The sequence below is a fragment of the Prauserella shujinwangii genome (assembly GCF_003001955.1).
GTDB classification, from domain to species: domain Bacteria; phylum Actinomycetota; class Actinomycetes; order Mycobacteriales; family Pseudonocardiaceae; genus Qaidamihabitans; species Qaidamihabitans shujinwangii.
Map to the genome: position 1 here is coordinate 270,242 of NZ_PVNH01000008.1, position 25,306 is coordinate 295,547.

Annotated in this window: 23 protein-coding genes; 5 read left to right on the forward strand and 18 right to left on the reverse strand. The window is 74.1% G+C overall.

Annotation, left to right across the window (positions count from 1 at the left end; genetic code table 11):
* Positions 1 to 3: 3 nt before the first annotated feature.
* From B0I33_RS20400 to B0I33_RS20460, 13 genes are all read right to left on the reverse strand, one after another.
* Positions 4 to 861 (reverse strand): pentapeptide repeat-containing protein, encoded by an 858-nt coding sequence (locus tag B0I33_RS20400; protein ID WP_106180423.1) that lies wholly within the window; start codon positions 859 to 861, stop codon positions 4 to 6.
* An 18-nt stretch (positions 862 to 879) separates the two neighbouring features.
* Complete coding sequence (locus B0I33_RS20405) at positions 880 to 1,725, reverse strand: shikimate dehydrogenase (protein WP_245900860.1); 846 nt, start codon at positions 1,723 to 1,725, stop codon at positions 880 to 882.
* 4 nt (positions 1,726 to 1,729) lie between these two features.
* Positions 1,730 to 3,397 carry an endolytic transglycosylase MltG gene (mltG, locus tag B0I33_RS20410; RefSeq protein WP_342750079.1) on the reverse strand — a complete coding sequence of 556 codons (1,668 nt, stop codon included), beginning with the start codon at positions 3,395 to 3,397 and terminating at the stop codon, positions 1,730 to 1,732.
* Positions 3,394 to 3,888, reverse strand: coding sequence for a Holliday junction resolvase RuvX (gene ruvX, locus B0I33_RS20415; protein WP_106180425.1), 495 nt, complete (start codon positions 3,886 to 3,888; stop codon positions 3,394 to 3,396). Before ruvX ends, mltG begins: the two co-directional genes overlap by 4 nt.
* The gene (gene alaS, locus B0I33_RS20420; RefSeq protein ID WP_106180426.1) at positions 3,885 to 6,554 is read right to left on the reverse strand and encodes an alanine--tRNA ligase; all 2,670 of its coding nucleotides are present in this window, start codon (positions 6,552 to 6,554) and stop codon (positions 3,885 to 3,887) included. The genes ruvX and alaS overlap by 4 nt, the downstream gene beginning before the upstream one ends.
* A gap of 100 nt (positions 6,555 to 6,654) precedes the next feature.
* Positions 6,655 to 6,972, reverse strand: a complete 318-nt coding sequence (locus tag B0I33_RS20425) for a hypothetical protein (RefSeq protein WP_106180427.1) — start codon at positions 6,970 to 6,972, stop codon at positions 6,655 to 6,657.
* The gene (locus B0I33_RS20430; RefSeq protein WP_106180428.1) at positions 6,969 to 7,376 is read right to left on the reverse strand and encodes a DUF948 domain-containing protein; all 408 of its coding nucleotides are present in this window, start codon (positions 7,374 to 7,376) and stop codon (positions 6,969 to 6,971) included. Before B0I33_RS20430 ends, B0I33_RS20425 begins: the two co-directional genes overlap by 4 nt.
* Before the next feature lie 119 nt (positions 7,377 to 7,495).
* Complete coding sequence (locus tag B0I33_RS20435) at positions 7,496 to 8,884, reverse strand: replication-associated recombination protein A (protein ID WP_106180429.1); 1,389 nt, start codon at positions 8,882 to 8,884, stop codon at positions 7,496 to 7,498.
* A gap of 130 nt (positions 8,885 to 9,014) precedes the next feature.
* Complete coding sequence (locus B0I33_RS20440) at positions 9,015 to 9,932, reverse strand: SGNH/GDSL hydrolase family protein (RefSeq protein WP_106180430.1); 918 nt, start codon at positions 9,930 to 9,932, stop codon at positions 9,015 to 9,017.
* An 82-nt stretch (positions 9,933 to 10,014) separates the two neighbouring features.
* Positions 10,015 to 11,241 carry a phosphotransferase gene (locus B0I33_RS20445; RefSeq protein ID WP_106180431.1) on the reverse strand — a complete coding sequence of 409 codons (1,227 nt, stop codon included), beginning with the start codon at positions 11,239 to 11,241 and terminating at the stop codon, positions 10,015 to 10,017.
* A gap of 105 nt (positions 11,242 to 11,346) precedes the next feature.
* Positions 11,347 to 13,122: an aspartate--tRNA ligase gene (gene aspS / locus B0I33_RS20450; protein ID WP_106180432.1), complete on the reverse strand. Its 1,776-nt coding sequence runs from the start codon at positions 13,120 to 13,122 to the stop codon at positions 11,347 to 11,349.
* Between the two features lie 172 nt (positions 13,123 to 13,294).
* On the reverse strand, positions 13,295 to 14,359 hold the full coding sequence (locus B0I33_RS20455; RefSeq protein ID WP_106180552.1) for an Rv2578c family radical SAM protein: 1,065 nt from the start codon (positions 14,357 to 14,359) through the stop codon (positions 13,295 to 13,297).
* Positions 14,360 to 14,420: 61 nt separating this feature from the next.
* Positions 14,421 to 15,137 (reverse strand): SDR family oxidoreductase, encoded by a 717-nt coding sequence (locus B0I33_RS20460; RefSeq protein WP_106180433.1) that lies wholly within the window; start codon positions 15,135 to 15,137, stop codon positions 14,421 to 14,423.
* Between the two features lie 90 nt (positions 15,138 to 15,227).
* Between B0I33_RS20460 and B0I33_RS20465 the strand changes: the two genes are divergently transcribed.
* Positions 15,228 to 16,106, forward strand: coding sequence for a LysR family transcriptional regulator (locus B0I33_RS20465; RefSeq protein ID WP_106180434.1), 879 nt, complete (start codon positions 15,228 to 15,230; stop codon positions 16,104 to 16,106).
* 27 nt (positions 16,107 to 16,133) lie between these two features.
* Here B0I33_RS20465 and B0I33_RS20470 read toward each other — a convergent pair whose 3' ends face one another.
* Positions 16,134 to 16,775 (reverse strand): SRPBCC family protein, encoded by a 642-nt coding sequence (locus tag B0I33_RS20470; protein WP_106180435.1) that lies wholly within the window; start codon positions 16,773 to 16,775, stop codon positions 16,134 to 16,136.
* Positions 16,772 to 17,146, reverse strand: a complete 375-nt coding sequence (locus tag B0I33_RS20475) for an ArsR/SmtB family transcription factor (RefSeq protein WP_106180436.1) — start codon at positions 17,144 to 17,146, stop codon at positions 16,772 to 16,774. Before B0I33_RS20475 ends, B0I33_RS20470 begins: the two co-directional genes overlap by 4 nt.
* A 146-nt stretch (positions 17,147 to 17,292) precedes the next feature.
* Here B0I33_RS20475 and B0I33_RS20480 point away from each other — a divergent pair, with 146 nt between their 5' ends.
* From B0I33_RS20480 to B0I33_RS30475, 3 genes are read left to right on the forward strand one after another with little or no spacing between them, the layout of a single operon-like run.
* Positions 17,293 to 18,753 (forward strand): benzaldehyde dehydrogenase, encoded by a 1,461-nt coding sequence (locus tag B0I33_RS20480; protein WP_106180437.1) that lies wholly within the window; start codon positions 17,293 to 17,295, stop codon positions 18,751 to 18,753.
* A 26-nt stretch (positions 18,754 to 18,779) separates the two neighbouring features.
* Positions 18,780 to 21,461 carry an ATP-binding protein gene (locus tag B0I33_RS20485; protein ID WP_245900864.1) on the forward strand — a complete coding sequence of 894 codons (2,682 nt, stop codon included), beginning with the start codon at positions 18,780 to 18,782 and terminating at the stop codon, positions 21,459 to 21,461.
* A 59-nt stretch (positions 21,462 to 21,520) separates the two neighbouring features.
* Positions 21,521 to 21,982, forward strand: coding sequence for a hypothetical protein (locus B0I33_RS30475; RefSeq protein ID WP_245900866.1), 462 nt, complete (start codon positions 21,521 to 21,523; stop codon positions 21,980 to 21,982).
* Here the strand turns inward: B0I33_RS30475 and B0I33_RS20490 are convergent.
* Positions 21,937 to 22,743, reverse strand: a complete 807-nt coding sequence (locus tag B0I33_RS20490) for an ABC transporter permease (RefSeq protein WP_106180438.1) — start codon at positions 22,741 to 22,743, stop codon at positions 21,937 to 21,939. The two genes, B0I33_RS30475 and B0I33_RS20490, sit on opposite strands and share 46 nt — an antisense overlap.
* Complete coding sequence (locus B0I33_RS20495) at positions 22,740 to 23,708, reverse strand: ATP-binding cassette domain-containing protein (RefSeq protein ID WP_106180439.1); 969 nt, start codon at positions 23,706 to 23,708, stop codon at positions 22,740 to 22,742. Before B0I33_RS20495 ends, B0I33_RS20490 begins: the two co-directional genes overlap by 4 nt.
* Positions 23,709 to 23,828: 120 nt before the next feature.
* Between B0I33_RS20495 and B0I33_RS20500 the strand changes: the two genes are divergently transcribed.
* The gene (locus B0I33_RS20500) at positions 23,829 to 24,467 is read left to right on the forward strand and encodes a maleylpyruvate isomerase N-terminal domain-containing protein (protein ID WP_106180440.1); all 639 of its coding nucleotides are present in this window, start codon (positions 23,829 to 23,831) and stop codon (positions 24,465 to 24,467) included.
* A gap of 12 nt (positions 24,468 to 24,479) precedes the next feature.
* Here the strand turns inward: B0I33_RS20500 and B0I33_RS20505 are convergent, their stop codons facing one another.
* Positions 24,480 to 25,265 (reverse strand): IclR family transcriptional regulator, encoded by a 786-nt coding sequence (locus B0I33_RS20505; RefSeq protein ID WP_106180553.1) that lies wholly within the window; start codon positions 25,263 to 25,265, stop codon positions 24,480 to 24,482.
* Positions 25,266 to 25,306: the final 41 nt, after the last annotated feature.

Here is a 25,306-nt window from a genome sequence, read left to right on the forward strand (position 1 = left end):
GCCTCAGCGGCCGCCCGGTCGTGGCCGCCGCCCGGACCGCGCCGGATGTGCCGTCCAGTGCGCGGGCCGGGTGAGCCACGGTGGCAGCGTCGTGGCGCCGTCGCCGCGGGCCGAGTCCAGCTGCGGCTGGGTGAGGAAGAGCGCGTCCGCGAGCGCGGCCCGGCTCAGGTCGGCGCCCCGCAGGTCGGCGCCGGTGAGATCGGCCCGGTCCAGATCCGCACCGGTGAGGTCGGCACCCAGCAGCCGGGCGCCGCGCAGGCAGGCGCCCCGCAGGCCGGCTCCGTGGAAGTCCTCGCCGAGCAGGTCGGCGCCCCGCAGCTCGGGACCCCGCGTTCCGGCCCTGGCGAGCTCGCTCGCTCGCCGCAGCGCGACGTTGGCCTCCGCGCGGTGCGCGTCCACCTCGAGGCGCGCCAGCGCGCCGGCGCCGAGCCCGGTCAGTCGCTCCGTCTCGGCGAACATCCGGCGCAGCTCGGCGTGCACCGGCCGGGCCGCCTCCAGCGCGAGCGCCTCGTTGAGGTACCAGAGCAGTTCGTGGAGGTCACGCAGGACGCCGAACACGGCGAACATGCGGCCGGCGGTCTCCGGGCCGGTGCGCCAGTCGCTCCCGGCGAACGTCACCTGGACGACGTGCTGCCCCGCCCCGAAGCAGTCGAACACGGCGCAGCCCGCGAAACCCCGTTCGCGCAGCGAGTCGTGGATGGAGCACGCGAAGTCGGCCCGGAGGTTCGGACACGGCTCACCGGCCGGCTTGTCGAGGGCGAAATCCGCCGACCTGGTGAACGCCGGAGCCACACAGCACAGCCCGACGCAGCGCGCGCAGTCGGCTCGCAGCCGCGCGCGGTACTCGGCCGGTCCGGGCATGGGCGCTCCTGTGTCGTCTCAGCCGATCGGCAACGGCAGGATCCGGTCCGTGGCCTCCCGCAGGGCGTCCCGCATCGCGGCGCGCGGCGCGGGACGCCCGGTGAACTGCTCCACCTGCCCGAAAGCTTGGTGCAGCAACATGTCCAGCCCGGTGGCGAGGCGGCCGCCACGTTCGCGCACCGCGTCCGCCAGCGGCGTCGGCCACGGGTGGTAGATCACGTCGAGCACGCACGGCGCGGCCGCGAGCTCGGCACGATGCGGCCGCACGGCATCCGGCGGCACGGTGCTCACCAGCACCGCCGCCTCGGCGGCCAGTCCCGCGAAGTCCACCTCGGCCCAGCGCAGCACCCGCACGCCGAGACCGGCCCGCTCCGCCGAGGTGGCCGTCTCCGTCGCCCGCGCGGGCTCGCGCACCACCAGCCGGACGTCGGTCACCCCGAGATCGGCGAGCGCGGCGACCACGGCGGCGGCCGTGCCACCGGCCCCCAGCACCACCCCGGTACGGCCGCCGGGTACGAACCCACCGGCCGCGCGCAGGGCGCCGACCACCCCGTCCACGTCGGTGCAGTCGGCCCGCCAGCCGCCGGAGCCCAGCCGCACCAGGGTGTTGGCCGCGCCGACCAGCCGGGCGCGGGGGGTCGACTCCGCCGCGCACCGCAGCGCGGCCCGCTTTCCGGGCATCGTGACCGAAAGGCCCACCCACTCCGGCCCGAGCCCGCTCACGAACCCGGGCAGGCCCTCGGCGTCGACCTCCACCCGGTCGTAGCTCCAGCCGGGCAGCCCGAGCGCCCGGTAGGCGGCCTCGTGCAGCACGGGCGACAGGGAATGCGCCACGGGGCTGCCGAGCACGGCCGCGCGGCGCACCGGCTCAGAAGACACCGCGCCGGATCGCGTCGTCGACGTTGGCCTGGTGCTCCTCCAGGGTGGTGGAGAAGCAGGACAGCCCGTTCTCCTCGCACTTGACGAAGAACATCCAGTCACCGTCGGCCGGTTTCTCCGCCGCGATGATCGCCTCCTTGCTCGGCGCCGAGATCGGCGTCGGCGGAAGTCCCCTGACCGCGTAGGTGTTGTACGGCCCCGCCTTGGCGCGGTCGGCGGCGGAGGTCCGGACGGCGGGCCGGTCCAGCACGTAGTTGACGGTGGAGTCCATCTCCAGCTTCCAGCCCTGGTCGAGCCGGTTGTAGATCACCCGCGAGACCTTCTCGAAGTCGGCCTTCACCGCCTCCCGCTCGATCAGCGACGCGATCACCAGCACCTCGTACGGGCTGAAGCCGCTCGCGCCGGCCGCGTCGGGCAGCCCAGCGGCCTGCAGGCGCGTGGTCGAGGTCTCCAGCACGTGGCTCAACAGGGTCCGCGCGTCCCAGCCGGGTTTCACGTCGTAGACGCCGGGCGCGATCATGCCCTCCAGCTTGCGGCCCTCCGGCGCCTTCGACGCGTCGGCGACCGCCCACTCCGGCACGCCGAGCTCCGCGAGATCCGTGGTGGCGGCCACCTCGCGCAGCCGCTTCACCGGCACGCAGGTGCTCTCCCCGTTCAGCTCGGCGCACGATGCCTTGGACAACTGTGTGAAGACACCGTCGACGACCGTGCCGTCGGGCTGCTCGATGTCGTCGAGCTGGGTGCCCGGCCTCAGTTGCAGCTCACCCACCCTGGCGTCGGGCTGGACGAGCCGTTCCACCGCGTTCGCACCGGACATCTTGGTCTTGACGACGTAGAAGCCGGGCTGGATGCCGAGGATCCGCTCGTCCTCCTGGCTCGCGGTGATGAACGCCTCGGTGCTGGCCACCACGTCCAGCTCCGTCAGCTTGACGCCGATCGCGCGGGTGGAGTCGCCGTCCTCCACCTGGAGCACGACGTCCCGCTCCCCCGCGCCCTCGTAGTCGTCGTAGCCGAAGCCGAGCAGCTCGCGGGCACCGTAGAACGCACCCGCGCCGAGCAGGGCGATGACCGCGAGCGCGGCCACCCAGCCGAGCAGGCGCCTGCCGCGGCGGCGCGGGCGCCGGTCGTCGCGGTCGTCCCCGAAGTACTCGGGCTCCGCGCGCTCGTCGTCGAAGAAGCCGTCCTCGTCGTCGTCCTCGCCGTCGCCGTCGTCGGCGTCAGCGTCGTTCACGCCGCCGTAGTAGCGGCCGGTGATCTCCTCGTCGACGAGGTCGTCGTACTCGTCGTCCCGCGGGTCGGCGTCGGCGAACAGGTCCTGCCCGAGGTCGAGGACGTCGGTGGGGTTCTCGTCCGGTGGCACGCCGTCGTTCGGCGGCCTGCGCCGCCTGCGCGGCCCCGCTTCCGGTGGGCGCACCGGCGGCCGGGCGGGCCGCTCCGGGTGCGCACCGGGAGGCACGTCGCCCGGCTGACGCTGCCCGAACGTGCCCGGTCCCGGCTCGGGAGCCACGTGCCGCGGCGGGCGGCCGGGCGGGCGGCGCGGGGGGACCGGCGGCGGCTCCCCGGGAGCGGGCCGCCCCGGCGGCGGCTCGGCCTGCGGCGGGCGCTGCGGTGGCCGCATCCGCGGCCTGCTGGGGTACCGGTCGTAGGGATCGGTCACGAGCCGGCTCCCCTCGCGATCGCCGCGTTCCGCGCGTCGAGCCAGCCCTGCAGGATCTCCACGGCGGCGGCCTGGTCCACCACCGCTCGCTGCTTGCGGCCGCGGACGCCCCGCTGGGACAGCATCCGGCTCGCGCTCACCGTGGTGAGCCGCTCGTCGGCCAGCCGCACCGGCACCGGGACGATGCGCTCCGCCACCCGCCGGGCGTAGTCGCTCGCGGTCGTGGCGGCCGCACCGTGCCGGTCCGCCAGCGTCCTCGGCAGTCCCACGATCACCTCGACCACCTCGTGCTCAACGACGAGCCGGGCCAACTCATGGACGTCACTGTCGTTGTCCGCATCACGCGACAGCGTAGCGAGCGGCGTGGCGAGGATCGGCGCCGGATCGCTCAGCGCGACCCCGACCCGGACAGAACCGACATCGATGCCCAATCGCCGGCCGGCCCCGGGGTCGTCCGCCCCGGGCCGGTCCGGCTTCGCCGCGTCGCTCACCCCGTGGGCGCGGCGCCGACCGCGGCCCGCAGCGCGGTGATGGCCTGGTCGATTCCGCCCGGTTTGCTGCCGCCGCCCTGTGCCATGTCCGGCTTGCCGCCGCCGCGGCCACCGACGGCCTCGGCGAAGGCGGGCACCAGCTTGCCCGCGGCGAGCCCGCGGTCCCGCGCGGCCGCGGTGGTGGCCACGACGAAGCTCAGCTTCTCGCCGGACGGCGCGAACAACGCCACCACACCTGGCCGCGAGCCGAGCCGGTTGCGGACCTCACCGGCCAGCGCCCGCAGACCGGACGCGTCGACGCCCTCGGCGATCCGCTCGGCGACGAGCGCGATCCCGCCCACGTCCTGTGCCTTGTCGGCCAGCGAGCCGGCGGACGACAGCACCTGCTGCACCCGCAGCTGCTCGATCTCCCGCTCGGCGTTGCGCAGCCGGGTGACCATGTCGTCGATCCGGGACGGCAGCTGCTCGGTGGGCACCTTGAGCGTGTTCGCCAGCTGCGACACCAGCAGTTGCTCCTTGCGGACGTACCGCAGCGCGTCCTGCCCGACGAGCGCCTCGACCCGGTGCACGCCGGAGCCGATCGACGAGTCGCCGACCAGCTTCACGAGGCCGAGCTGGCCGATGCGCTCGACGTGGGTGCCACCGCAGAGCTCGCGCGAGTAGTCGCCCATGTCGACCACCCGGACGTCGTTGCCGTACTTCTCGCCGAACAGGGCGATCGCGCCCATCTCGAGCGCCTTGTCCTTGGTCGTGGTGTAGGCCTGCACCTCGACGTCGGTCTGCAGGTAGTCGTTGACCTCCTCCTCGACCTCGGTGAGCACGTCGGCCGACACCGCACCGGGGGTGGTGAAGTCGAACCGCATGCGTCCCGGCGAGTTCAGCGATCCGGCCTGGGCGGCGCGCCTGCCGTACGCGCCGCGCACCGCGGCGTGCACGAGGTGGGTGGCGGAGTGCGAGCGCGCGATCGACGCGCGCCGGGTGGCGTCGACCGACGCGGTGAGCTCGGTGTCGAGGCCCACCTCACCGGCGAGCACCTCGACGCGGTGCACGAACAGGCCGGGCACCAGCTTCTGCACGTCGTGCACCCGCAGCTCGACCCCGTGCCCGAGCAGAACGCCGGTGTCGGCGATCTGGCCACCGCTCTCCGCGTAGAACGGCGTGCGGTCGAGGATCAGCTCCGCCTTGCCGCCCTCGCGGACGCTGCGCACCGGCTCCCCGCCCGACAGCAGCCCGATCACCCTGGCCGTGGCCTGCAGGTCCGTGTAGCCGAGGAACTGGGTCTCGCCGTGGTCCTCGAGCAGCTGCCGGTACACCGAAAGGTCGCCGTGCCCCGCCTTGCGGGCGGCGGCGTCGGCCTTGGCCCGCTGCCGCTGCTCCTCCATGAGGGTCCGGAAGCCGTCCTCGTCGACGGACAGGCCCTGCTCGGCCGCCATCTCGAGGGTCAGGTCGATCGGGAACCCGTAGGTGTCGTGCAGCTGGAACGCCTTGTCCCCGGCCAGCACGGAACCGCCGGAGCGTTTGGTCTCCTCGGCGGCGAGGTCGAAGATCTTCGACCCGCTGGTGAGCGTGGCGAGGAACGTCTCCTCCTCCGCACGCATCACGTCGCTGATCCGGTCGAAGTCGCGCGCGATCTCCGGGTACGACGGCGCCATCGCGTCGCGCACGACCGCGGCGAACTCCGGCAGGACCGGTTCGTGCACGCCGAGCAGCCGCACGGAACGCACGATCCGGCGCAGCAGCCTGCGCAGCACGTAGCCACGGGCCTCGTTGCCGGGGGTGACGCCGTCGCCGATCAGCATCACCCCGGACCTGGCGTGGTCGGCGATGACCCGGAACCGGACATCGTCGGCGTGGTCGGTGCCGTAGCGGCGGCCGGAGAACTCCTCCGCCCTGCTGATGACCGGGCGGACCAGGTCGGTCTCGTAGACGTTGGCCACGCCCTGCAGCAGGTAGGCCACGCGCTCGACGCCCATGCCGGTGTCGATGTTCTTCTTCGGCAGCTCGCCGACCGGCGGGTGGCCTTCCTTCGGGCTGAGCTCGCCACGCTCGTCCTGCATGAAGACGAGGTTCCAGATCTCCAGGTAGCGGTCCTCGTCGACGACGGGCCCGCCTTCCCGGCCGTACTCCGGGCCGCGGTCGTAGTAGATCTCCGAGCATGGACCGCCGGGGCCGGGCACGCCCATGTCCCAGTAGTTGTCCTTGCCGCCGCGCGACTGGATCCGCTCGGACGGGATGCCCGCGATCTCCCGCCACAACCCGGCGGCCTCGGAGTCGTTCTCGTAGACGGTCACCCAGATGCGGTCCGGGTCGAAGCCGAAGCCACCCGCGTCCTGCGCGGTGGTGATCAGCTCCCAGGCCCGCTCGATGGCGCCTTCCTTGAAGTAGTCGCCGAACGAGAAGTTGCCCGCCATCTGGAAGAACGTGTTGTGCCGCGTGGTCTTGCCGACCTCGTCGATGTCGCCGGTGCGCACGCACTTCTGCACGCTCGTCGCCCGCGGGTAGGGCGGTGGCACCTCGCCCAGGAAGTAGGGCTTGAACTGCACCATGCCCGCGTTGACGAACAGCAGGGTGGGGTCGTCCAGGATCAGCGAGGCGCTGGGCACCTTGGTGTGCCCGTGCTTCTCGAAGTAGTCCAGGAAGCGCTTGTTGATCTCGTGAGTTTCCACTGGTCTTCCTTGTGGTGGGGCCTGGCGGCACGTGCTCGTGCGCCGGGCCGGGGTTCGGGGACGGCCACTGCGGCGGAGGGCGCGCGGCGCTGAGTCCTGCTCAGCCCTCCGCCCGGCGCGCTCGCCGAGCCTGCGCGGTCGCCGCGTGCCTGCCCGCGGACGCGTCCCGCCGGGCCACCGTGCGGCGGGCGATCCCGGAGCGCTGCTCCACCACGTCGTTCAGCTCCTGCTCCCGCTCGGTCATGCCGGCCCGGACGTCCGCACCGAACGCGCCCAGGGCCCCGGCCAGCTCGCTGATGGCCTCTCCCAGGTTCGAGGCTAACCCCGCGGGACTTGCTTGACGAGCGGTTTCGGTCGCCTTGCGGGACAGGGCCACGCCCGCGGCGACGCCGACGCCGAGCCAGAACAGCCGCCTCATCGGCGGCCGCCCTTCAGCCCGCGGCGCGTGTGCTTGCCGCTGTCGCCCGCGTCCTTCCTGCGCCGCGCCCGGACCGCCTTGCCGATGCCGTACGACAACGCGGCGGTCTTGACGAGCGGGCCGCCGAGCGTCGCGGTGAACACCGACGACAGCGCCGACACGTTGCCGGTCACCGTCTGCGCGTTGGCCGTGATGCCGTCCACCCGCTGCAGCTGGGTGTTGACATGCGTGATCGTGTCGTTCGCCCCGTGCAGCAGCGGGTCGGTGTTCTCGTGCGCCTTGCGGATCGCGATCGTCGCCTCGTCGAGGGTGCGACCGAGCTTGATCAACGGGATCGCCAGCAACAACACCAGCAGCACGAAGGCGCCTGCGGCGATCAGCGCGGCGATCTGCCCTGCCGACACGTTCCCTCCTCCAACTCCGGCGGCGCGATTGCCGGTCAGGCTACCGCGCGCGCCCTTTCCCGGCCGGGCGACCCTGGATTGCCGTCACCCGGCGCCCACCACCGGCCACGCCGGGCAGGTCACGCGCGCTCCTCGCGCTCGGTCTCGCCGCGGATCGTGCGCCGCAGCCGGGGTACCCGCTCGGCGAGGGTCCGCTCCGTCCCGCGCTGGGTCGGGTGGTAGTAGTCCCGGCCGACCAGTTCGTCGGGTGGGTACTGCTGGGGCAGCACGCCTTCCGGCACGTCGTGCGGGTAGCGGTAGCCCCGCGCGTTGCCGAGCGCGGCCGCACCCGCGTAGTGCCCGTCGCGCAGGTGCGGCGGCACCGTGCCGATCCGGCCCGCCCGGACGTCGGCGAGCGCGTTGTCGATGGCGGTGATGACGGCGTTGGACTTGGGCGCCGTGGCCAGGTGCACGGTGGCCTGCGCGAGCGCCAGCCTGCCCTCGGGCATGCCGATGAACTGGACGGCGTGGGCGGCGGCGACGGCGGACTGCAGCGCCGTCGGGTCGGCCATCCCGACGTCCTCGCTCGCGTGCACGACGAGCCTGCGGGCGAGGAACCGCGGGTCCTCCCCCGCCTCGATCATGCGCGCGAGGTAGTGCAGTGCCGCGTCCACGTCCGAACCGCGGATCGACTTGATGAACGCGCTGATGACGTCGTAGTGCTGGTCCCCGTCCCGGTCGTACCTGACCGCCGCCTTGTCCACTGTGGACTCGACGGTGCCGAGCCCGATCTCGCGGTGCGCGGTGGCCGCCGCCGCGTCGGCCGCCGCCTCCAGCGCCGTGAGCGCGCGCCGGGCGTCGCCGGACGCGAGGCGCACCAGGTGGTCCTCGGCCTCGGCGGTGAGCGTGAACGCGCCGGCGAGGCCCCGCTCGTCGGCGAGCGCCCGGTGGACGAGGTCCCGCACGTCGTCGTCGGTCAGCGGGCGCAGCTGCAGCACGAGCGAGCGCGACAGCAGCGGGGACACCACCGAGAACGACGGGTTCTCGGTGGTCGCGGCGACGAGCAGGACCGTGCGGTCCTCCACGGCGCCGAGCAGCGCGTCCTGCTGGGTCTTGGAGAACCGGTGCACCTCGTCGATGAACAGCACCGTGTTCTCGGCGTTGTACCGGCGGCGCCGCCGGGCCTCCTCGATCACACCGCGCACCTCCTTCACCCCCGCGGACAGCGCGGAGAGCGCGACGAAGCGGCGGCCGGTCGCCGTGGACACCAGGTTGGCGAGCGTCGTCTTGCCGGTGCCGGGCGGACCGTAGAGCAACACGGACGCGGGTGCGGCGCCCTCGACGAGCCTGCGCAGCGGCGCGCCCTCACCCAGCAGGTGCTGCTGGCCGACGACCTCGTCGAGGGTCCGGGGTCGCATCCGCACGGCCAGCGGCGAGCCGGGCGGGACGGGGGCGGGTCCCGCGTCCCGCACCGGCTCCGGCGGGGGCGCCACGTCCGGGTTCACCGTGAAGAGTTCGTCCTGGTGCACACCTCGACGGTAGCCGGAGGCGCCGACAGGGAGCCCGTCGGCGCCGCCAGCGCGGGTGGAATGTCATGAGCCACTCAGGACGGCTCGCGGCCAGGGTTCGCGTGCCGGGCGGCGGGGACGGCTGGCGCGGTCAGAGGCCCGCGGGCGCGGGAAGCTCGGCCTGACCGGGGATCCGCTGCTCGTCGGGGAGTTCCCGCGCCGGGGCGGGGGTGGCCTGCCGCTGCCCGGCCCCGGTCAGCCGGGCCCGTTCCGCCGCGGCGCGCAGCATGATGCCCGCCGCGTACGGCACGAGGTCGCGGCCGCGCCGGTACAGCCACGGCACGCCCTTGCTCACCAGCCAGGCGACATGGTCGGCGGTGGTCGCGGCCGCCCCGCCGGAACAGCTGAGGCTCACCGGAGCGGGCACCCGGTAGCCGGCGTCGGCGAGGAGCGCGGTGACGCCCCGGGCGAGCATTCGGTGCCCCAGCTCCGACGGGTGCAGCCGGTCCACGCTCCACGCCCGCAGCTCGTAGGCGCCCGGCACGGCACCCAGATCGAGGCAGGGCACGCCGTGCCGTGCGACGACGGTGTCGACGGCGGCGTTGAGGGCGTCGATGCGGGTCCGCAGCGCGCGGCGGAGCGGTCCGGGCAGCCGGAACACCCGGCCGTGGTCGTGGAAGCGGACGGTGACGGTCAGCGTGCCCGCGGCGGCCAGTTCGGTCACCACGTGGCCGAGGTCGGCCGCCACCGCGGCGGGGTCGAAGTCCGAGCGCAGGGTGTCGTTCATTCCCGCGATCACCACGGCCGCGTCGGCGCGGTGCGCGAGCGCGGCGGGCAGCTGTTCGGTGCGCACGCAGCGCATGCGCGCGCCGGTGAAGGAGCAGTTGAGGTAGCCGTCCGGGGCGATCCCCAGCGCACCGGCGACCAGTGGGCCGACCCCGCGCCAGCGACCGTCCGGAAGCGGGTCGCCGAGGCCGACGGCCGTGGAGTCGCCGAGCACGGCCAGCCTGCGCGCCGTGATCGCGGTGTCCGGGATTCCCGCGCTGTCGTCGCTCACGGCTGACACCATGGGCCATCCGGGCTCCCCCACGATGATGCCCGGGTAACGCCGAGCGGACGGCGCGGGGAATGGTCGGTGCCGCGCGCCGCGGCTACCGGAACGCCGGGTAGAGCGCCAGCTCCAGGCCGGGCCCGAAGCGCGCGTCGAGCGCCGCCGCGACGGCGGCGGCGTGCTCGGCCACGTCGGCGTCACCGTCCCGCTCGGCGTGCACGGACAGCTCGCGCCACCGGGTGACGAGGGCGGCGGGCCTGCTCGTGCGGGCGGCCTCCCGGACGCCGGCCAGGGTGGGCAGCAGCTCCCACGTGGTCAGCCACACCAGCAGCAGCTCCGCGTCGAGCAGGTGCGCCGACAGCTCGTCGTCGTCGGCCAGGGCAGGCCACAGCTCCGCGACCTCGGCCCGCCACGCCGCCACCATCGCCTCGCTCATGCCGGGCGGCAGGGCGAGCGCGCCGGGGCTGGTCGCGAACGGCACCCGCAGGTGCGCGGCGTCGACGAGGGCGCTGCGCACGCGGCCGCGCTCGAAGTCGAGGAACCGGACGCCCTCGGCCGTGACCAGGTTGTTGTCGGGCCACAGGTCGACGGGGCTGAACGCCCGGTAGGACGCCGAGCGGGACTGCTCGGCGGCGCGTTCGGCGGCGGCCCTCGCCGGTTCGGAGGTGGTGACGCCGAGGGTCTCCTGCAGCAGGGTCGGCAGCTGCGCGCACGCGACGACCGGGGTGGTGTCGGTGCTGTCGCCGACGCCCGTCCTGCTGCCCGAGCCCTCCACGTTCCTGGCGCGGCCCCCGAGCCTGCGCAGCAGCGCGTTGAAGTCGGCCTCCCGGCTGGCGGTGCTGAAGTGCAGCCTGCCGAGCGAGCGGGCCCAGGACAGCAGCGCCGTCTCCGCGGCCCGCGCGTCGGAGCCGCACAGCTTGTCCTCCAGCGTCGGCGCGCGGCCGAGGTCCTCGATCACCAGCACGCGCTGCCCGGCGTCGTGGGCGAGCAGCTCGGGGCAGGTGCGGTCGTCCGGCGGCAGCGCGGTGAACAGCTGGTAGCTGGCCGCTTCCTGCGCGAACGGGTCGGCCTCACCGGCCCCCGGCGCGCCGGGGTAGTGCTTGATGACCAGCGTGCGCGGCAGCGCGAACGGGGACGAGGAGACCCTGGCCCTGACCACGACGGCGGGCCCGCTGCCGGCGAGCTCCTCGGCGTCCACGAGCGTGATCGCGCTGCCGAAACGGTGCGCGAGCACCGACTCGGCAGCGGCCACCGCAGCCTCGATTGCCAGAAGTTCCTCTCCCGCCCCGACGGTCGAATCGTCGGTAGAGGAGGCGTCCACTGTCATTGTTCTCGACCCTACTAGCGAGCAAGCAACGAAGACCACCACCAGTTCGGCAACCGTGACCGGTGTGTGGCCATCCTTCGATCGGTGACGGGTTGGCCGGAGCGGCTACGCGCGCCCCGGTGCCTTCGCCGGGGTGGCGTCGACACCGGCTTCCTTGCGCTGCGCGGCCGTGATCGGCGCGGGGGCGCCGGTGAGCGGGTCGTAGCCGCCGCCGGTCTTCGGGAACGCGATGACGTCCCGCAGGGAGTCGGCGCCCGCGAGGAGCATGACGATCCGGTCCCAGCCGAACGCGATCCCGCCGTGCGGCGGGGGCCCGTACTGGAACGCGTCGAGCAGGAAGCCGAACTTCTCCCGCGCCTCCTCCTCGGACAGCCCCATGATCTGGAAGACCCGCTGCTGCACGTCGGCGCGGTGGATACGGATGGAGCCGCCGCCGATCTCGTTGCCGTTGCAGACGAGGTCGTAGGCGTAGGCGAGCGCGTTGCCGGGGTCGGACTCGAACTTGTCGATCCACTCGGGCGTCGGCGACGTGAAGGCGTGGTGCAGCGCCGTCCACGTGCCGCCCCCGAGGGCGACGTCCTCGGTGTCCTCGGCGGCCTCGAACAGGGGGAAGTCGACGACCCACACGAACGACCACTCGTCCTCGTCGATCATGCCGAGCCGGTGGGCGATCTCGACGCGGGCGGCGCCGAGCAGGGCCCGCGCGTCGTTCGGCTTGCCCGCGGCGAAGAAGACGCAGTCGCCGCGCTTCGCGCCGACGGTGGCGACCAGGTTCGCCCGCTCGTGCTCGGCGAGGTTCTTGGCGATCGGGCCGCCGAGCGTGCCGTCCTCGCCGACCAGGACGTAGGCCAGGCCCTTGGCGCCGCGCTGCTTGGCCCACTCCTGCCAGGCGTCGAGCTGGCGGCGCGGCTGGTCGGCGCCGCCCGGCATGACGACCGCGCCGACGTAGGGTGCCTGGAAGACCCGGAACGGCGTGTCGGCGAAGTACTCGGTCAGCTCGGTCAGCTCCAGATCGAAGCGCAGGTCCGGCTTGTCGGTGCCGTACCTGGCCATCGCCTCGGCGTAGCCGATCCGGCGGAACGGCCGCGGGATGTCCCGGCCGACGAGCTTCCACAGCGCCGTGACGACCTCCTCGCCGAGCGCGATCACGTCGTCCTGCTCGACGAAGCTCATCTCGATGTCCAGCTGCGTGAACTCCGGCTGCCGGTCGGCGCGGAAGTCCTCGTCGCGGTAGCAGCGCGCGATCTGGTAGTAGCGCTCGAGCCCGCCGACCATCAGCAGCTGCTTGAACAGCTGCGGTGACTGCGGCAGCGCGTACCACGAGCCGGGCCGCAGCCGCGCGGGCACCAGGAAGTCCCGCGCGCCCTCGGGGGTCGACCTGGTCATGGTGGGCGTCTCCACCTCGACGAAGCCGCGCTCGTGCAGCACGGTCCTCGCCACGCGGTTGACCTCGCTGCGCAGGCGCATCGCGTGCGCGGGGCCGCTGCGGCGCAGGTCGAGGTAGCGGTACTTCAGCCGCACCTCCTCCCCCACGTCGACGCGCTCGTCGATCGGGAAGGGCAGCACCGCCGACTCGGACAGCACCCGCACGTCGGTGACCATGACCTCGATGTCGCCGGTGGCGATCTCCGGGTTCTCGTTGCCCTCCGGCCTGCGGGCGACCTCACCGGTGACCCGGAGGCAGTACTCCGAGCGCAGGTGGTGGGCCCGCTCCGCCATCTCCCCCTCCCGGAAGACGACCTGCGCGACGCCGGACGCGTCCCGCAGGTCGATGAAGATCACCCCGCCGTGGTCGCGCCGCCGGGCCACCCAGCCAGTGAGGGTGACGGTCTGGCCAACGTGCTCGGCACGCAGGGTGCCGGCCTCGTGAGTGCGGAGCACTGTCGCAGGATCCTCTCGGAAAAGCGTGGTCGCGGTCTGGTCAGCGATTGCTCGCCCGACGGCCAAGGCTAACGAACCGGCCGGGGCCGCCCGCCACCAGGTTTCCCGCACCGCGCGGCCCTCGCAGTCCCGTGGCTCCCGCGGCTCTCCTGGCTCCCGCAGCGCGTGCGGCTCACAGCAGCGACAGCTGGTCGCCCTCGCGGGCCGGGCCGTCTCCGCCGCGGGCCGGTGGCATGCTGCCCGCCGGCCACCGCGCGTTCTCGTCACCGGGCACCCCGCGCCCCTCGCCTCCGGAGCGGCGGTCGAGCCCGTGCCGCCGCACGAGCGGGGCGACCCGCTCGGCCAGCGCGCGCCGGTATCCGCGATCGGCGTAGCTGCCGCCGCGGTACAGCTCCCGGTAGCGCGGCACCAGCTCCGGGCGCTCGGCTCCGAGCCACCGGGTGAACCACTCACGGGCGCCCGGCCGCAGGTGCAGCGGGATCACGGTGACCCCGGTGGCCCCCGCACCGGCCACCGCGGCGAGCAGCCGGTCGAGCGCCTCGGTGGTGTCGGTGAGCCACGGCAGCACCGGCGCGACGAACACGCCGCACGGCAGCCCGGCGTCGGCGGCCCGCCGCACGAGGTCGAGCCGCGCCCGCGGGGTGGGCGTGCCCGGTTCGAGCCGCTGCTGCAGGTCGCGGTCGAGCAGGGCGAGCGAGACGCCGAGCCCGACGGGGACATCCGCGGCGACCGACCGCAGCAGCGGCAGGTCGCGGGTGAGCACGGTGCCCTTCGTCAGGATGGAGAACGGCGTGCCCGATCCGCCGAGGGCCTTGATGATGCCCGGCATCAGCCGGTACCGGCCCTCCGCCCGCTGGTAGGGATCGGTGTTGGTGCCCATGGCGACGTGCTCCCTCGTCCAGCTGGGACGGCGCAGCTGGGCGGCGAGCACCTCGGGCGCGTTGACCTTCACCACCACCTGCGTGTCGAAGTCACGGCCCGGGTCGAGGTCGAGGTACGTGTGGGAACCCCGCGCGTAGCAGTACGTGCAGGCGTGGGAACACCCGCGGTACGGGTTGACCGTCCACCGGAACGGCATCCGCGACGCACCGGGCACCTTGTTGAGCACCGACCGGGCGCAGACCTCGTGGAAGGTGACCCCGGAGAACTCGGGTGACCGCACCGAGCGCAGCAGCCCGGGCAGACCGAGCAGCGCCTGCTCGGTCTGCCCTTCGGCCCGCTGGGCATTCCACCGCACACCCACGATTCGAACACACGTTCGACTCACTGTCAACCGTGCCCCGCCGTGGAGCGCCGGATCACCAGGGGACGACGCCCTCGTCGTCGAAGAAGCCGCCGCGCGGCCCGTCGTCCGGCAGGGTGGCGAGCCGGATCGCGATCGCGGCGCCCTGTTCGGGCGTCCTCGGCGCGTTGAAGCCGGTGAAGTCGGTCGCGACGTAGCCGGGGCAGCAGGCGTTCACGATGACGTTCGTGTCGGCGAGCCTGCGGGCGTACTGTGCCGTGAGGCTGTTGAGCATCGACTTCGACGGTGCGTACGCGGCCATGACCGGTCCGGTCCGCAGGGTCAGCGAGCCCATGTTGCTCGACACGTTCACGATGCGCGGCGCGTCCGCGCGGCGGAGCAGCGGGAGCACCGCGTTCGTCACCCGGACGACCCCGAACACGTTCGTGTCGAGCACGGTGCGGACGACGTCGAGGTCGAGCGTCGTCGGGTCCTGCGCGCCGCCCTCGGTCGGCCCGGAGATGCCCGCGTTGTTGACGAGCACGTCGAGCCGCCCCGCGGTCCGCTCGATGGCCGCCGCCGCGGCGGCGACGCTGTGGCCGGAGGTGACGTCGAGGGCGACCCCGAACGCGTCGGTGCCCGCGGCACGCAACCGCTCGACGGCCTCCTCGCGCCTGGCGTCGTCGCGCGCGCCCACCGCGACCGTGAAACCGATCGCCCCGAGACCCCGGGCGATGGCGAAGCCGATTCCCTTGTTCGCGCCGGTGACCAGCGCGGTCTTCGTGTCGTTCACCCCTCCATGCTGGGCGCGCCGCGCGCGGGCCGTCCAAGACCGATTCAGTAGACTGTGATACCCGCCAGGTATCTGTCGTGAGGTGGCCGTGTGGACGATCTCGAGACCCGCGAGCTGAGGTACTTCGTCGCTGTCGCCGAGGAACTGCACTTCGGCCGCGCCGCCGACCGGCTCGGCATCGCACAACCACCCCTCTCCCGCGCGATCCGCGGGCTGGAACGGCGACTCGGGGTCCGGCTGCTCGACCGGGACCGCCGCGGCGTGGCACTGACCGAGGCCGGCGGGGTGCTGCTCCGGGAGGCGAGGACGGCCCTCGACGCGGTCGCGGCCGCCGCGCGCCGGACGCGGCGTGCCGGGGATCCGCGGCGGCCACTGGTGCTCGTGACGAAGGCCGGGGCGTCCCACGAGCTGCTGCGACGGCTCCTCGACACGGCCGCGAGCGAACCCGGTGCCGCACCGGTCGAGGTCCTCCTGTGCGAGGTGGGCGAGCAGGCACGGCGGCTCCGCGACGGGCACGCCGACGTGGCACTCATGCACCGGCCGTTCGACGACCTCGCCGGGTTCGACACCGAGGACCTCTGCGTCGAAGGCCAGGTCGCGCTCCTGCCCGCGGGGCATCCGCTCGCGGCGCGCGACCAGCTCACGCTGGCGGAGGTCAGCGACGTGCCGGACCTGCCGCTCGCCCGGTGGCCCCGGCTCGACGGCTCCTACCCGGACGGACCCGGACCGGAGGTGCGCACCCAGTCGCAGCTCGCCCAGCTCGTGGCACTCGGCAGGACACTGCTCGTCATCCCGGCCTCCAGCCGTGCCTGGCAGTGGCCCGACCACGTCGCGGTACCGGTCGTCGACGCGCCGGACGTCACCACGGTGATCGCCTGGCCGCCGACCGGTCACTCACCGGCGGTCGCCTCACTCGTCCGTGCGGCGGCCAGGCTCCGCGAGACCGGGCTGCCCGTGCCCGCGGGCTGAGCGCGCCGCTCGCACCGGACCGTCCGCTCAGTCCTGCTCGGGCGGTGGCGCGGTGTACGCGGCGACGACCCGGTCCGCCGCCGCCCTGGCCTCGGCAGGATCGGTGCCGGCCCCGACGTTCGCCTCGTACCAGCGCTCGCCGCTCTCGGTGAGGAACCGCCTGCCCTCGTCCGACATCGTCCAGGCGGCGCTCTCCTGCGGATCGACCTGCGGAGCGCCCGCCACGTGCAGCGCCAGGCCCATGAGCGCCATGTCCCAGCCGATGCCGACCGCGCCCGGACCGAACTGGGCCCAGAGCTCGTCGCTCACGTGCGCCGTGTGCTCCAGCTCGAACCTGGCCTTCCCGTCGTCGGCGGAGAGGCGCACCTCGATCCAGCTGACCTCGCCGCCGTACTCCCACGTCGCCGCGAAGCTCTTCGGCGGATCGCACCGCTCGATCGTGCCGCTCGCGTTCCCTTCGAGCTGGAATCGCCCGTGCAGGCGCAGGTCTCCCGACACGGGCATGAACCACCGGGCGATGCGCTCCGGGGTGGTGACCGCGTCCCACAGGTCCTCCACCGTGGTGTCGTACACCTGGCTCACGGAGAGCACCCGCGCCTCCCCCGCCTCCAGTGTCCGGCTGCCCAGCTGCCGCCGGACCGCGCTGATCTGGTGCCGCACGTCGATCATGAGTTCCTCCTCTGGTCCGGCTCCGGTACCGCACCGGAGCCACGAAGCCGGCGTTCCCGTTTTCCGCGAGCCACTTCGGTCGCCAGCGCGTCGAGATGAGGCGTCCAGAACCGCCGGAACCGGTCGAGCCACACGTCGACGTCGCGCAACGGCGCGGAGTTCACCGCGTAGAGCCGCCGGGTGCCCTCGGGGCGCACGGTGGCGAACCCGTTCTCCCGCAGCACTTTCAGGTGCTGGGAGACGGCGGGCTGGCTGATGCCGAACTCCCCCTGGATCACCGCGCAGAGCGCCCCGGAGGTCCGCTCGCCGTCGGCGAGCAGCTCCAGGATGCGGCGGCGGACCGGGTCGCCGAGGACGTCGAACGCGTGCACGATCGCAATCTAACAGTCGCCACTTATATAAGCAATGGCTAAATCTCTGCCGTTTCGCTCAGCGGAAAGCACGTCTGCGACGAGCGCGGAGCGGGCCGCATGATGGCGCGCGTCCCCCGGAAACCGCAGCAGCAGAAGGAGTCACCGTGGGCTTTCTCGACGGCGAGGAGTGGCAGGGCCGGATCTTCACGGGCTCGTGGGAGCGCGCCGACGGCGGGGACGCCGCCGTCACCGAGCCGGCCACCGGGGAGACCCTCGGCCGCGTCGGCACGGCGGCGGGGCCCGACCTGGCGCGTGCGGCCGAGCGGGCCGCGAAGGCGCAGCGGGAGTGGGCGGAGGCGCCGTTCCACGAGCGGGCCGCCGTCCTGCGCCGCGCGGGCGACCTGTGGCGCGCGCACGCCGACGAGCTGCGGGACTGGCTCGTGCGGGAGTCGGGCAGCATCCCTGGCAAGGCGGACTTCGAGCTGCACGTCGCCGCCCAGGAGTGTTACGAGGCGGCCGCGCTCCCCTCGCACTCGCTCGGCGAGATCCTGCCCAGCGAGGCACCCCGGCTCAGCATGGCGCGACGCGTGCCCGCGGGCGTGGTCGGCGTGATCTCCCCGTTCAACGCGCCGCTCATCCTCTCCATCCGGTCCGTGGCCCCCGCGCTCGCGCTCGGCAACGCGGTGGTGCTCAAGCCGGACCCGCGCACCGCGGTGTGCGGCGGCGTGGCGCTGGCCCGGGTGTTCGAGGAGGCGGGGCTGCCCCCGGGCGTGCTGCACGTGCTCCCCGGTGGCGCGGACATCGGCGCCGCGCTGATCGAGGACCCGCACGTGCGGACCATCTCCTTCACCGGCTCGACCGCCGCCGGGCGCGCGGTCGGTGAACTGGCAGGCAAACACCTCAAGCGCGCCCATCTCGAGCTGGGCGGCAACTCCGCGCTGATCGTGCTCGACGACGTCGACGTGGAGCGGACGACGAGCGCCGCGGCGTGGGGCTCGTTCTTCCACCAGGGCCAGATCTGCATGACGACCGGGCGGCACCTGGTGCACGAGTCGGTCTACGACGACTACGTCGCGCGGCTGGCGGACACGGCGTCGCACCTGCCCGTCGGCGACCCCGCGACCGCCGAGGTGGCACTCGGCCCGATCATCGACGAGCGGCAGCGCGACAAGATCCACTCCCTCGTCACGTCCAGTGTGGACGCCGGAGCGACCCTCGCCGCGGGCGGCGAGTACGACGGCCTGTTCTACCGGCCGACGGTGCTCGCCGACACCGGCCCCTCCGTGCCCGCCTACGAGCAGGAGGTGTTCGGCCCGGTGGCGCCGGTGGCCCGGTTCCGCACCGCGGAGGAGGCCGCCGAGCTGGCGGCGGCCAGCGAGTACGGCCTCTCGCTTGGCATCCTGACGCGCGACGTGAACAGGGGACTCGCGCTCGCCGACCGCATCCCGACGGGGATCGTGCACATCAACGACCAGACGGTCAACGACGAGGCGCACGCGCCGTTCGGCGGCGTGCGCGCTTCCGGCACGGGCTCCCGCTTCGGCGGCGCGGCGGCGAACATCGAGGCGTTCACCGAGACCCGCTGGGTGACCGTGCGCGGCGACGTCGCGGGCTACCCGTTCTGACCGGCACCCCCGGCTAACCTGGTGCGGTGGCCGTCGAGCTGGTCCTGCTCACGCGGGTGTCGTACCGCGGCCGGGAGATCACCGGTCCCCGGCTGCGGGGCCTGCTCGCGCTGCTGGCCGACGACCTGCGGACCGGCTGCGGCACCGCCCGGCTGGTGGAAGGGCTCTGGCCGGACGCCCGGCCGGAGCACCCCACCAAGGCGCTGCAGATCCTCGTCTCCCGAGCCCGCGCGCGACTGGGCGGCGAGCTGATCGAGAGCACCCCGGCGGGCTACCGGCTGGCACTGCGGGAGGACGAGGTGGACGCCTCGGCGGTGCTCCGGCGCGCCACCGCCGCCGCGCGGTGCCTGCGGGCGGGCGAGTATCCGGCCGCGCTGTCCCACGCCGACGCGGGGCTCGCGCTGTGGGACGGGGCGCCGGACGATCCTCCTCCCGGGTGGGCGGATCCGGTCGCCGCACTGCGCGCGGACCGCGCACCGGCCCACCAGGAACTGGCCAGGACGCGGGCGCTCGCGCTGGCCGGGCTGGGCAGGTACGCCGAGGCCACCGGCGAGCTGGCCCGGGTGTTCGCCCGGCGGTCCCGCGACGAGGAGATACTGCACGAGCTGCTGCGCAGCGAGGCGGCGACGGCGGGCCCCGCGGCGGCACTGGCCCGGTTCGACGCCTACCGCCGCGGCCTGCGTGACGACCTCGGCACCGATCCCGGCCCCGCGCTGCGGGCGCTGCACGAGCAGCTGCTGCGCGGCACCGCACCGGCCGTCCGGCGCGGTGTCCCGCACGAGCCCAACCCGCTGCTCGGCCGGGAGGCCGACGTCACCGCGGTGACCGAACTGCTCCGCACGGCGCGGGTCACGTCGATCGTGGGCATCGGCGGACTCGGCAAGACCCGCCTCGCGCACGCCGTCGCGCACCGGACCGAGCTGCCCGTCGTGCACTTCGTCGCGCTGGCGGGGATCGCGCGCGACACCGAGGTGGCGGACGAGGTGGCGGCGGCACTCGGCGCCGGGGAGTCGCGACGGACCCCGGTCGGCGCGGCGGCCACGGACTCGGCCACCGCGGTCACCGCCGCGCTCGGCGGCGGTCCGGCGCTGCTGGTGCTGGACAACTGCGAGCACGTCGTCGCCGGGGTCGCCGACCTGGTGCGCGGGCTGGTGGCCGCGACCAGGGACCTGCGCGTGCTCACCACCAGCCGCACCCCGCTCGGGCTGACGTCCGAGTCGGTGTACCCGCTGCCCGAACTGGACCAGGCCACCACCGTCGAGCTGTTCACCCGGCGAGCCCGTGCCGCCCGGCCGGGCGCCGACCTGCCCGCCGCGGAGGTGGATCGGCTGTGCCGTCACCTCGACGGTCTCCCCCTCGCCGTCGAACTCGCCGCGGCACGGGTGCGGGTGCTGTCGGTCGCCGAGATCACGCGGCGGCTCGCGGACCGCTTCGCGCTGCTGCGCGGCGGGGCCAGGGACACCCCCGAACGGCACCACACCCTGCGCGCCGTGGTCGACTGGAGCTGGAATCTCCTCGGCGACGACGGGCGGGCCGCACTGCGGGCGCTGTCGGTGTTCCCCGGCGGGTTCACCGCGGACGCCGCGGCGTACGTGCTCGGCGGCGACGCGCTGGAGCTGCTCGAACACCTGGTGGACCAGTCGCTGCTGAAGGTCACCGAGGAGCGGGCGGGCACGCGTTTCCGGATGCTGGAGACCGTGCGTGAGTTCAGCGCCGGGCACCGGGAGGCCGCGGGCGAGACGGACTCCGCGCTGCGCGGCTTCCTGGCGTGGGCCCGCGACTTCGGAACGGCGCATCACGCCTCCGTCTTCGGCCCCGAACCGCGCCGGGAGGGCGAGCGGATCCGCGCGGAGCAGGACAACCTGCTGCAGGCGCTGCGGCACGCGATCGCCCGGGACGACACCGCCACGGTGGCCGCGACGGCCGCCGCGCTCGGCGGCCTGTGGATCGGCGACTCCGACTACACCCGGATGGTGCCGCTCATCGCGGAGATCGTCCGGCAGCTGTCGCACGTCCGGCCGGAGCCCGGTGTCACGGAGGCCGCCCGCGCGGCGGCCACGCTGTGCACCGCGTACTGCCTGACCGTGCAGGGCTCCCACCTCGCGCGGGCGCTGTTCGCCCTGCGCAGGCTGCCGCCGGCCGCGCCGGACACCCCGGTCCGGGCCGCCGCGACGGTGCTGTGCCGCCTGCCGGAGCTCGCCGGCTCCGGTCCAGCCGCGCTGGACGAGCTGTGCGACGGCGACGAGCCGCTGGTTGCCGGGTTCGCCAGCGCGCTCGCCAGTTACGCCTGGCACGGCGTGGGCGACGTGGACCGGGCGCTGGCCGCGAGCCGGCGGATGATCGACGTGTTCGCCGCCGAGGCGACACCGTGGATGCTGCTCATGGCGCACTCCCGGATGGGCGAGCTGTGCCTGCAGATCAACCGGGGCGAGGAGGGCAGGCGGCATTTGCGGGCGGCACTGGCCCTGATGGAGGAGGCGGGCACCTGGCCGGACACGATCGGCATCCGCTGGGCGCTGGTCGTCGCCAACCTCCAGCTCGGGGCCGTCGACGAGGCCGAGGAATGGCTGAGCAGGGTGGCTCCGGACCTGGTGGAGGACGACCTCGGCCTCGTCACCTTCGACCTCGCCGTCCGCGCCGAGATCCGGCTCGCCCGCGGCGACGTCGAGGGCGGGCTGCGGCGTGGCGGCGCGCCTGCGCCCGGCTGACCGACGCGGTCGGCCGGGCGGGCGGCGCCGTCCCCGGGCTCGAGCCATGGGTACTGGAGGTGCGGGCGGTCGTCGTGGTGGCCCACGCCCAGCATCGCCGGCTCGACCGCGTCGAGCCCCTGGTGCGGGAACTGCCGGAGCACGCGCGGGCCGTGCTCGCCGGCTCCCCGGACCGGCCGCCCGCGCCGTTCGTGGACTTCCCGGTCTGCGGTGCGCTGCTGCTGGCACTGGCCATGGTGGACCTCGACCGCGGCCGGGCCGGCGACGAGCACGCGGCGAGGTCCGGGGTCCGGCTGGTGGCCCTGGCGGAACGGTTCCAGTACCTGCGGAACTTCCAGCCGACGATGTCGGCCGAGCGTGCCAGGGAGGCGGCCCGGCACGCGGCGGGGCCGGCGTACGCCGACGCGGTGTCGGCGTACGCCGGCCTCACCCCCGGTGAGCTGCGGCCCGCCGCGCTGGCGGTGCTGGCGGACCGTCAGGCCGCCGGCTCGCGGTTGAACAGCGCCTTCGCCCAGACGTAACCGGCCAGTGCGATGCCGGCGGACCAGGCGACGGTGAGCACCGCGCTGTTGCCGATCGGTGTGCCCAGCAGCAGCCCGCGCACGGTCTCGATGAACGGCGTGAACGGCTGGTACTCGGCGAACACGCGGAGCACCGTGGGCATCGACTCCGGCGGGACGAACCCGCTGCCCAGGAACGGCAGGAACACCAGCGGCATCGGCAGGTTGCTGGCCGCCTCGACCGTCTTGGTCACCATGCCGAGCGCCACCGACAGCCAGGTGATCGCGAAGGCGATGAGGACGAGCACCCCGGCCGCGGCGAGCCACCCGGCGAGGCCCGCGGTGGGCCGGAACCCGACGAGCAGCGCGACCCCGGTGACGACGGCCAGCCCCAGCACGGCCTGGATCACGCTGCCGAGCACGTGCCCGGTCAGCACCGACACCCGCGCGATCGCCATCGTGCGGAACCGGGCGATGACGCCCTCCGTCATGTCCATCGCCACCGAGATCGCGGTGCCCTGCGCGTTCGCGGCGATGGTCATCAGCAGGATGCCGGGGGCGACGTAGTTGGCGTACTCCGCGCGGCCGCCCGCCGCGCCGCCGAGCCCGGCGCCGAGCGTGCCGCCGAACACGTACACGAACAGCAGCAGGAACACCACCGGCATCCCGATGAGCGTCACCGTCATCGACGGGTACCGCACCATGTGTTTGAGGCTGCGGCGCAGCATCGTCGTGGAGTCGCCGAAGGCGCGGGACAGGGTCTTGGTGGTCACCAGTGTCATCGGGCGCTCTCCTTGGCACGGTCGGCACGGTCGGTCCCGCCGGTGAGGGCGAGGAAGACGTCGTCGAGGTCGGGCGTGTGCACGGTCAGGTCCCCGACCTCCACTCCGGCGTCGTCGAGGCGGTCGAGCAGGGCGCGCAGGGAGCGGACGCCGCCGTCGCCGGGAACCCGCAGGGTCAGCTCGTCGTCGTCGGCGGAGCCGCCGCCGAGTGCGCGGGCGGCCGCGGCGAGGTCGCGCGGATCGGAGAACGACAGCCGGACGTGGCCCCCGGGGACCTGCCGCTTCAGTTCGGCCGCGGTGCCCTCGGCGACCAGCCTGCCGTGGTCGAGCAGCGCGATGCGGTCGGCGAGCTGGTCGGCCTCCTCCAGGTACTGGGTGGTGAGCAGGACGGTGACCCCGTCGGCCACCAGCCCCCTCACCACGTCCCACAGGCCGCGGCGGCTGCGCGGGTCAAGCCCGGTCGTCGGCTCGTCCAGGAACACCACCCGCGGGTCGCCGACAAGACCCATGGCGAGGTCCAGCCTGCGCCGCATGCCGCCCGAGTAGGTGGCCACCGGCTTCCGCGCCGCCTCGGTGAGGCCGAACCGGTCGAGCAGTTCGGCGGCGCGCCGCCGGCCCGCGCGTTTGCCGAGGTGGTGCAGGGCGGCCATGAGGAGCAGGTTCTCCTCACCGGTGAGCAGGTTGTCGACCGCGGCGAACTGCCCGGTCACGCCGATCGCGGCCCGCACGCTGTCGGGTTCGCGGACGACGTCGTGCCCGGCGACGCGCAGGTCGCCGCCGTCCGCGCCGATCAGCGTGGACAGGATGCGCACGATCGTGGTCTTGCCCGCGCCGTTGGGGCCGAGCAGCGCGAAGACGGTGCCGCTCGGCACGGTGAGGTCGATGCCGTCGAGCACCACCTGGTCGCCGAACGACTTGCGCAGGTCCCGGACCGCGATCGCGGGCCGGGTCGGTTCGAATGTCATGGGAGCAGCGTGCGGCTCGCCGGCTGCACGGCGGTTTCGCCGCGGTTTCGCGGCCCGCCGCCGCCGTTTCGTGGCAGGCTGAGCTCCGCGTGGAGGCGTTCGGCGAGGAGAGTGGAGCACATGGCCGGAACGAGGGAGGACTTCCTGGACACCGCGAGGGCGGCGGGGGCATTGCTCAGGGAACCCGCTGTCGCGGCGGCGTGGCCCGAGCCGAGCGCGCTGCCCAAGCTCAGCGTCGGCGGGCTGGCCGGGCACCTGGCCTACCAGGTTCTCGCGCTGCCCCCGCTGCTCTCCTCGCCGCTGCCCGCCGAGGAGACCGTGTCCCTGCTCGGGCACTACGAGCGGGTCGAGTGGATCGGCGCCGACCTGGACGACGACGTCAACGTCCGCATCCGGCACGGCGGCGAGGACGCCGCGGCGGACGGTGCGGCGGCCCTCGCGGACCGGTTCGACGCGGCCGTCGGCGACCTGGCCGGACGGCTGCCGGGCGTGGCCGACCGGCCGGTGCGGCTCTCCCTGTGGGGGCCGTGGTCGCTGCGGCTCGACGACCTGCTGGTCACCCGGATGATGGAGCTCGCGGTCCATTCCGACGACCTCGCGGTGAGCGTGGGGCTGCCGGGCCCCGCGCTGCCGCCGGGAGCCGTGGAGCGAGTGGTCGGCCTGCTTTCCCGGCTGGCCGTGCGCAGGCACGGGCCGACCGCCGTGCTGCGCGCGTTGAGCCGGGCCGAGCGGGCACCGGGCACCATCGCCGCGTTCTGAGAACCCGCCCGGTCAGCGGCCGGCGGCGAGTGCGGGCAGGCGGGCCGACAGGGCGCCCGCGGCGGCCCGCACCACCCGGCCGAGGCGTTCGACGTCGAGCCGCTGCGAGCAGCCGGTGACCGACAGCGCCGCCACCACCTCGCCGCGCGCGCCGCGGACCGGGGCCGCCACGGCGGACACACCCGGTTCGGCCTCCTCGTGGTTGATGCCCACTCCCCTGGCCAGCGTCCGTTCGAGGTCCTGGTGCAGCAGGCCGGGCAGCACGATGGTGCGTGGCGTCAGCCGGGGCAGCCCCGCGTCGACGACCCGCCGCAGCCGCTCCCGCCCGCCCCACGCGAGGAACACCTTGCCGGTGGCGGTACAGTGGGACGGCATCCGCCCGCCGACCCGGGAACCGACGACCATCGATTCCGTCCCGCTCAGCTTCTCCACGAACAGGGTGTAGCCGTCGTCCGGCACCGCGAGGTGGACGTTCTCCCCGCTGGTCGCGTGCAGCTCCTCGAGAAACGGCAGGGCGGCCTGGCGCAGCTGCCGGTGCCGGGGCACGAGCTGACCCAGCCGGAACAGCTTCCCCGCGAGCCGGTAGTGGCCCGGGCGGGACCGTTCCACCGCGCCCCATTCCACCAGCTCACCGAGCAGGCGGTGGGCGGTCGGCTTCGGCAGCCCGCTGCGGTCGGCCAGCTCGGCGAGGCCGAGCTCGGTGTCCCCGGCAAGGAACGCGTCGAGCAGGGACAGTCCCCTGGCCAGCACCGACCTCGGCGACCGTTCGTCTCCGGCATGGCCACTCTGCCCGCTCATGCGGGCGATCGTGGTCAGCCGCACGGGATCGGGCAACCGGT

What these genes read in the sequence shown, in the direction of transcription:
- B0I33_RS20500 (WP_106180440.1), top strand. Translation starts at nt 23,829, where the DNA reads ATGGCCGGAACGAGGGAGGACTTCCTGGACACCGCGAGGGCGGCGGGG.
- B0I33_RS20505 (WP_106180553.1), bottom strand. Translation starts at nt 25,265, where the DNA reads ATGAGCGGGCAGAGTGGCCATGCCGGAGACGAACGGTCGCCGAGGTCG.
- B0I33_RS20440 (WP_106180430.1), bottom strand. Translation starts at nt 9,932, where the DNA reads ATGGTGTCAGCCGTGAGCGACGACAGCGCGGGAATCCCGGACACCGCG.
- B0I33_RS20490 (WP_106180438.1), bottom strand. Translation starts at nt 22,743, where the DNA reads ATGACACTGGTGACCACCAAGACCCTGTCCCGCGCCTTCGGCGACTCC.
- B0I33_RS20400 (WP_106180423.1), bottom strand. Translation starts at nt 861, where the DNA reads ATGCCCGGACCGGCCGAGTACCGCGCGCGGCTGCGAGCCGACTGCGCG.
- B0I33_RS20470 (WP_106180435.1), bottom strand. Translation starts at nt 16,775, where the DNA reads ATGATCGACGTGCGGCACCAGATCAGCGCGGTCCGGCGGCAGCTGGGC.
- B0I33_RS20425 (WP_106180427.1), bottom strand. Translation starts at nt 6,972, where the DNA reads ATGAGGCGGCTGTTCTGGCTCGGCGTCGGCGTCGCCGCGGGCGTGGCC.
- B0I33_RS20445 (WP_106180431.1), bottom strand. Translation starts at nt 11,241, where the DNA reads ATGACAGTGGACGCCTCCTCTACCGACGATTCGACCGTCGGGGCGGGA.
- B0I33_RS20495 (WP_106180439.1), bottom strand. Translation starts at nt 23,708, where the DNA reads ATGACATTCGAACCGACCCGGCCCGCGATCGCGGTCCGGGACCTGCGC.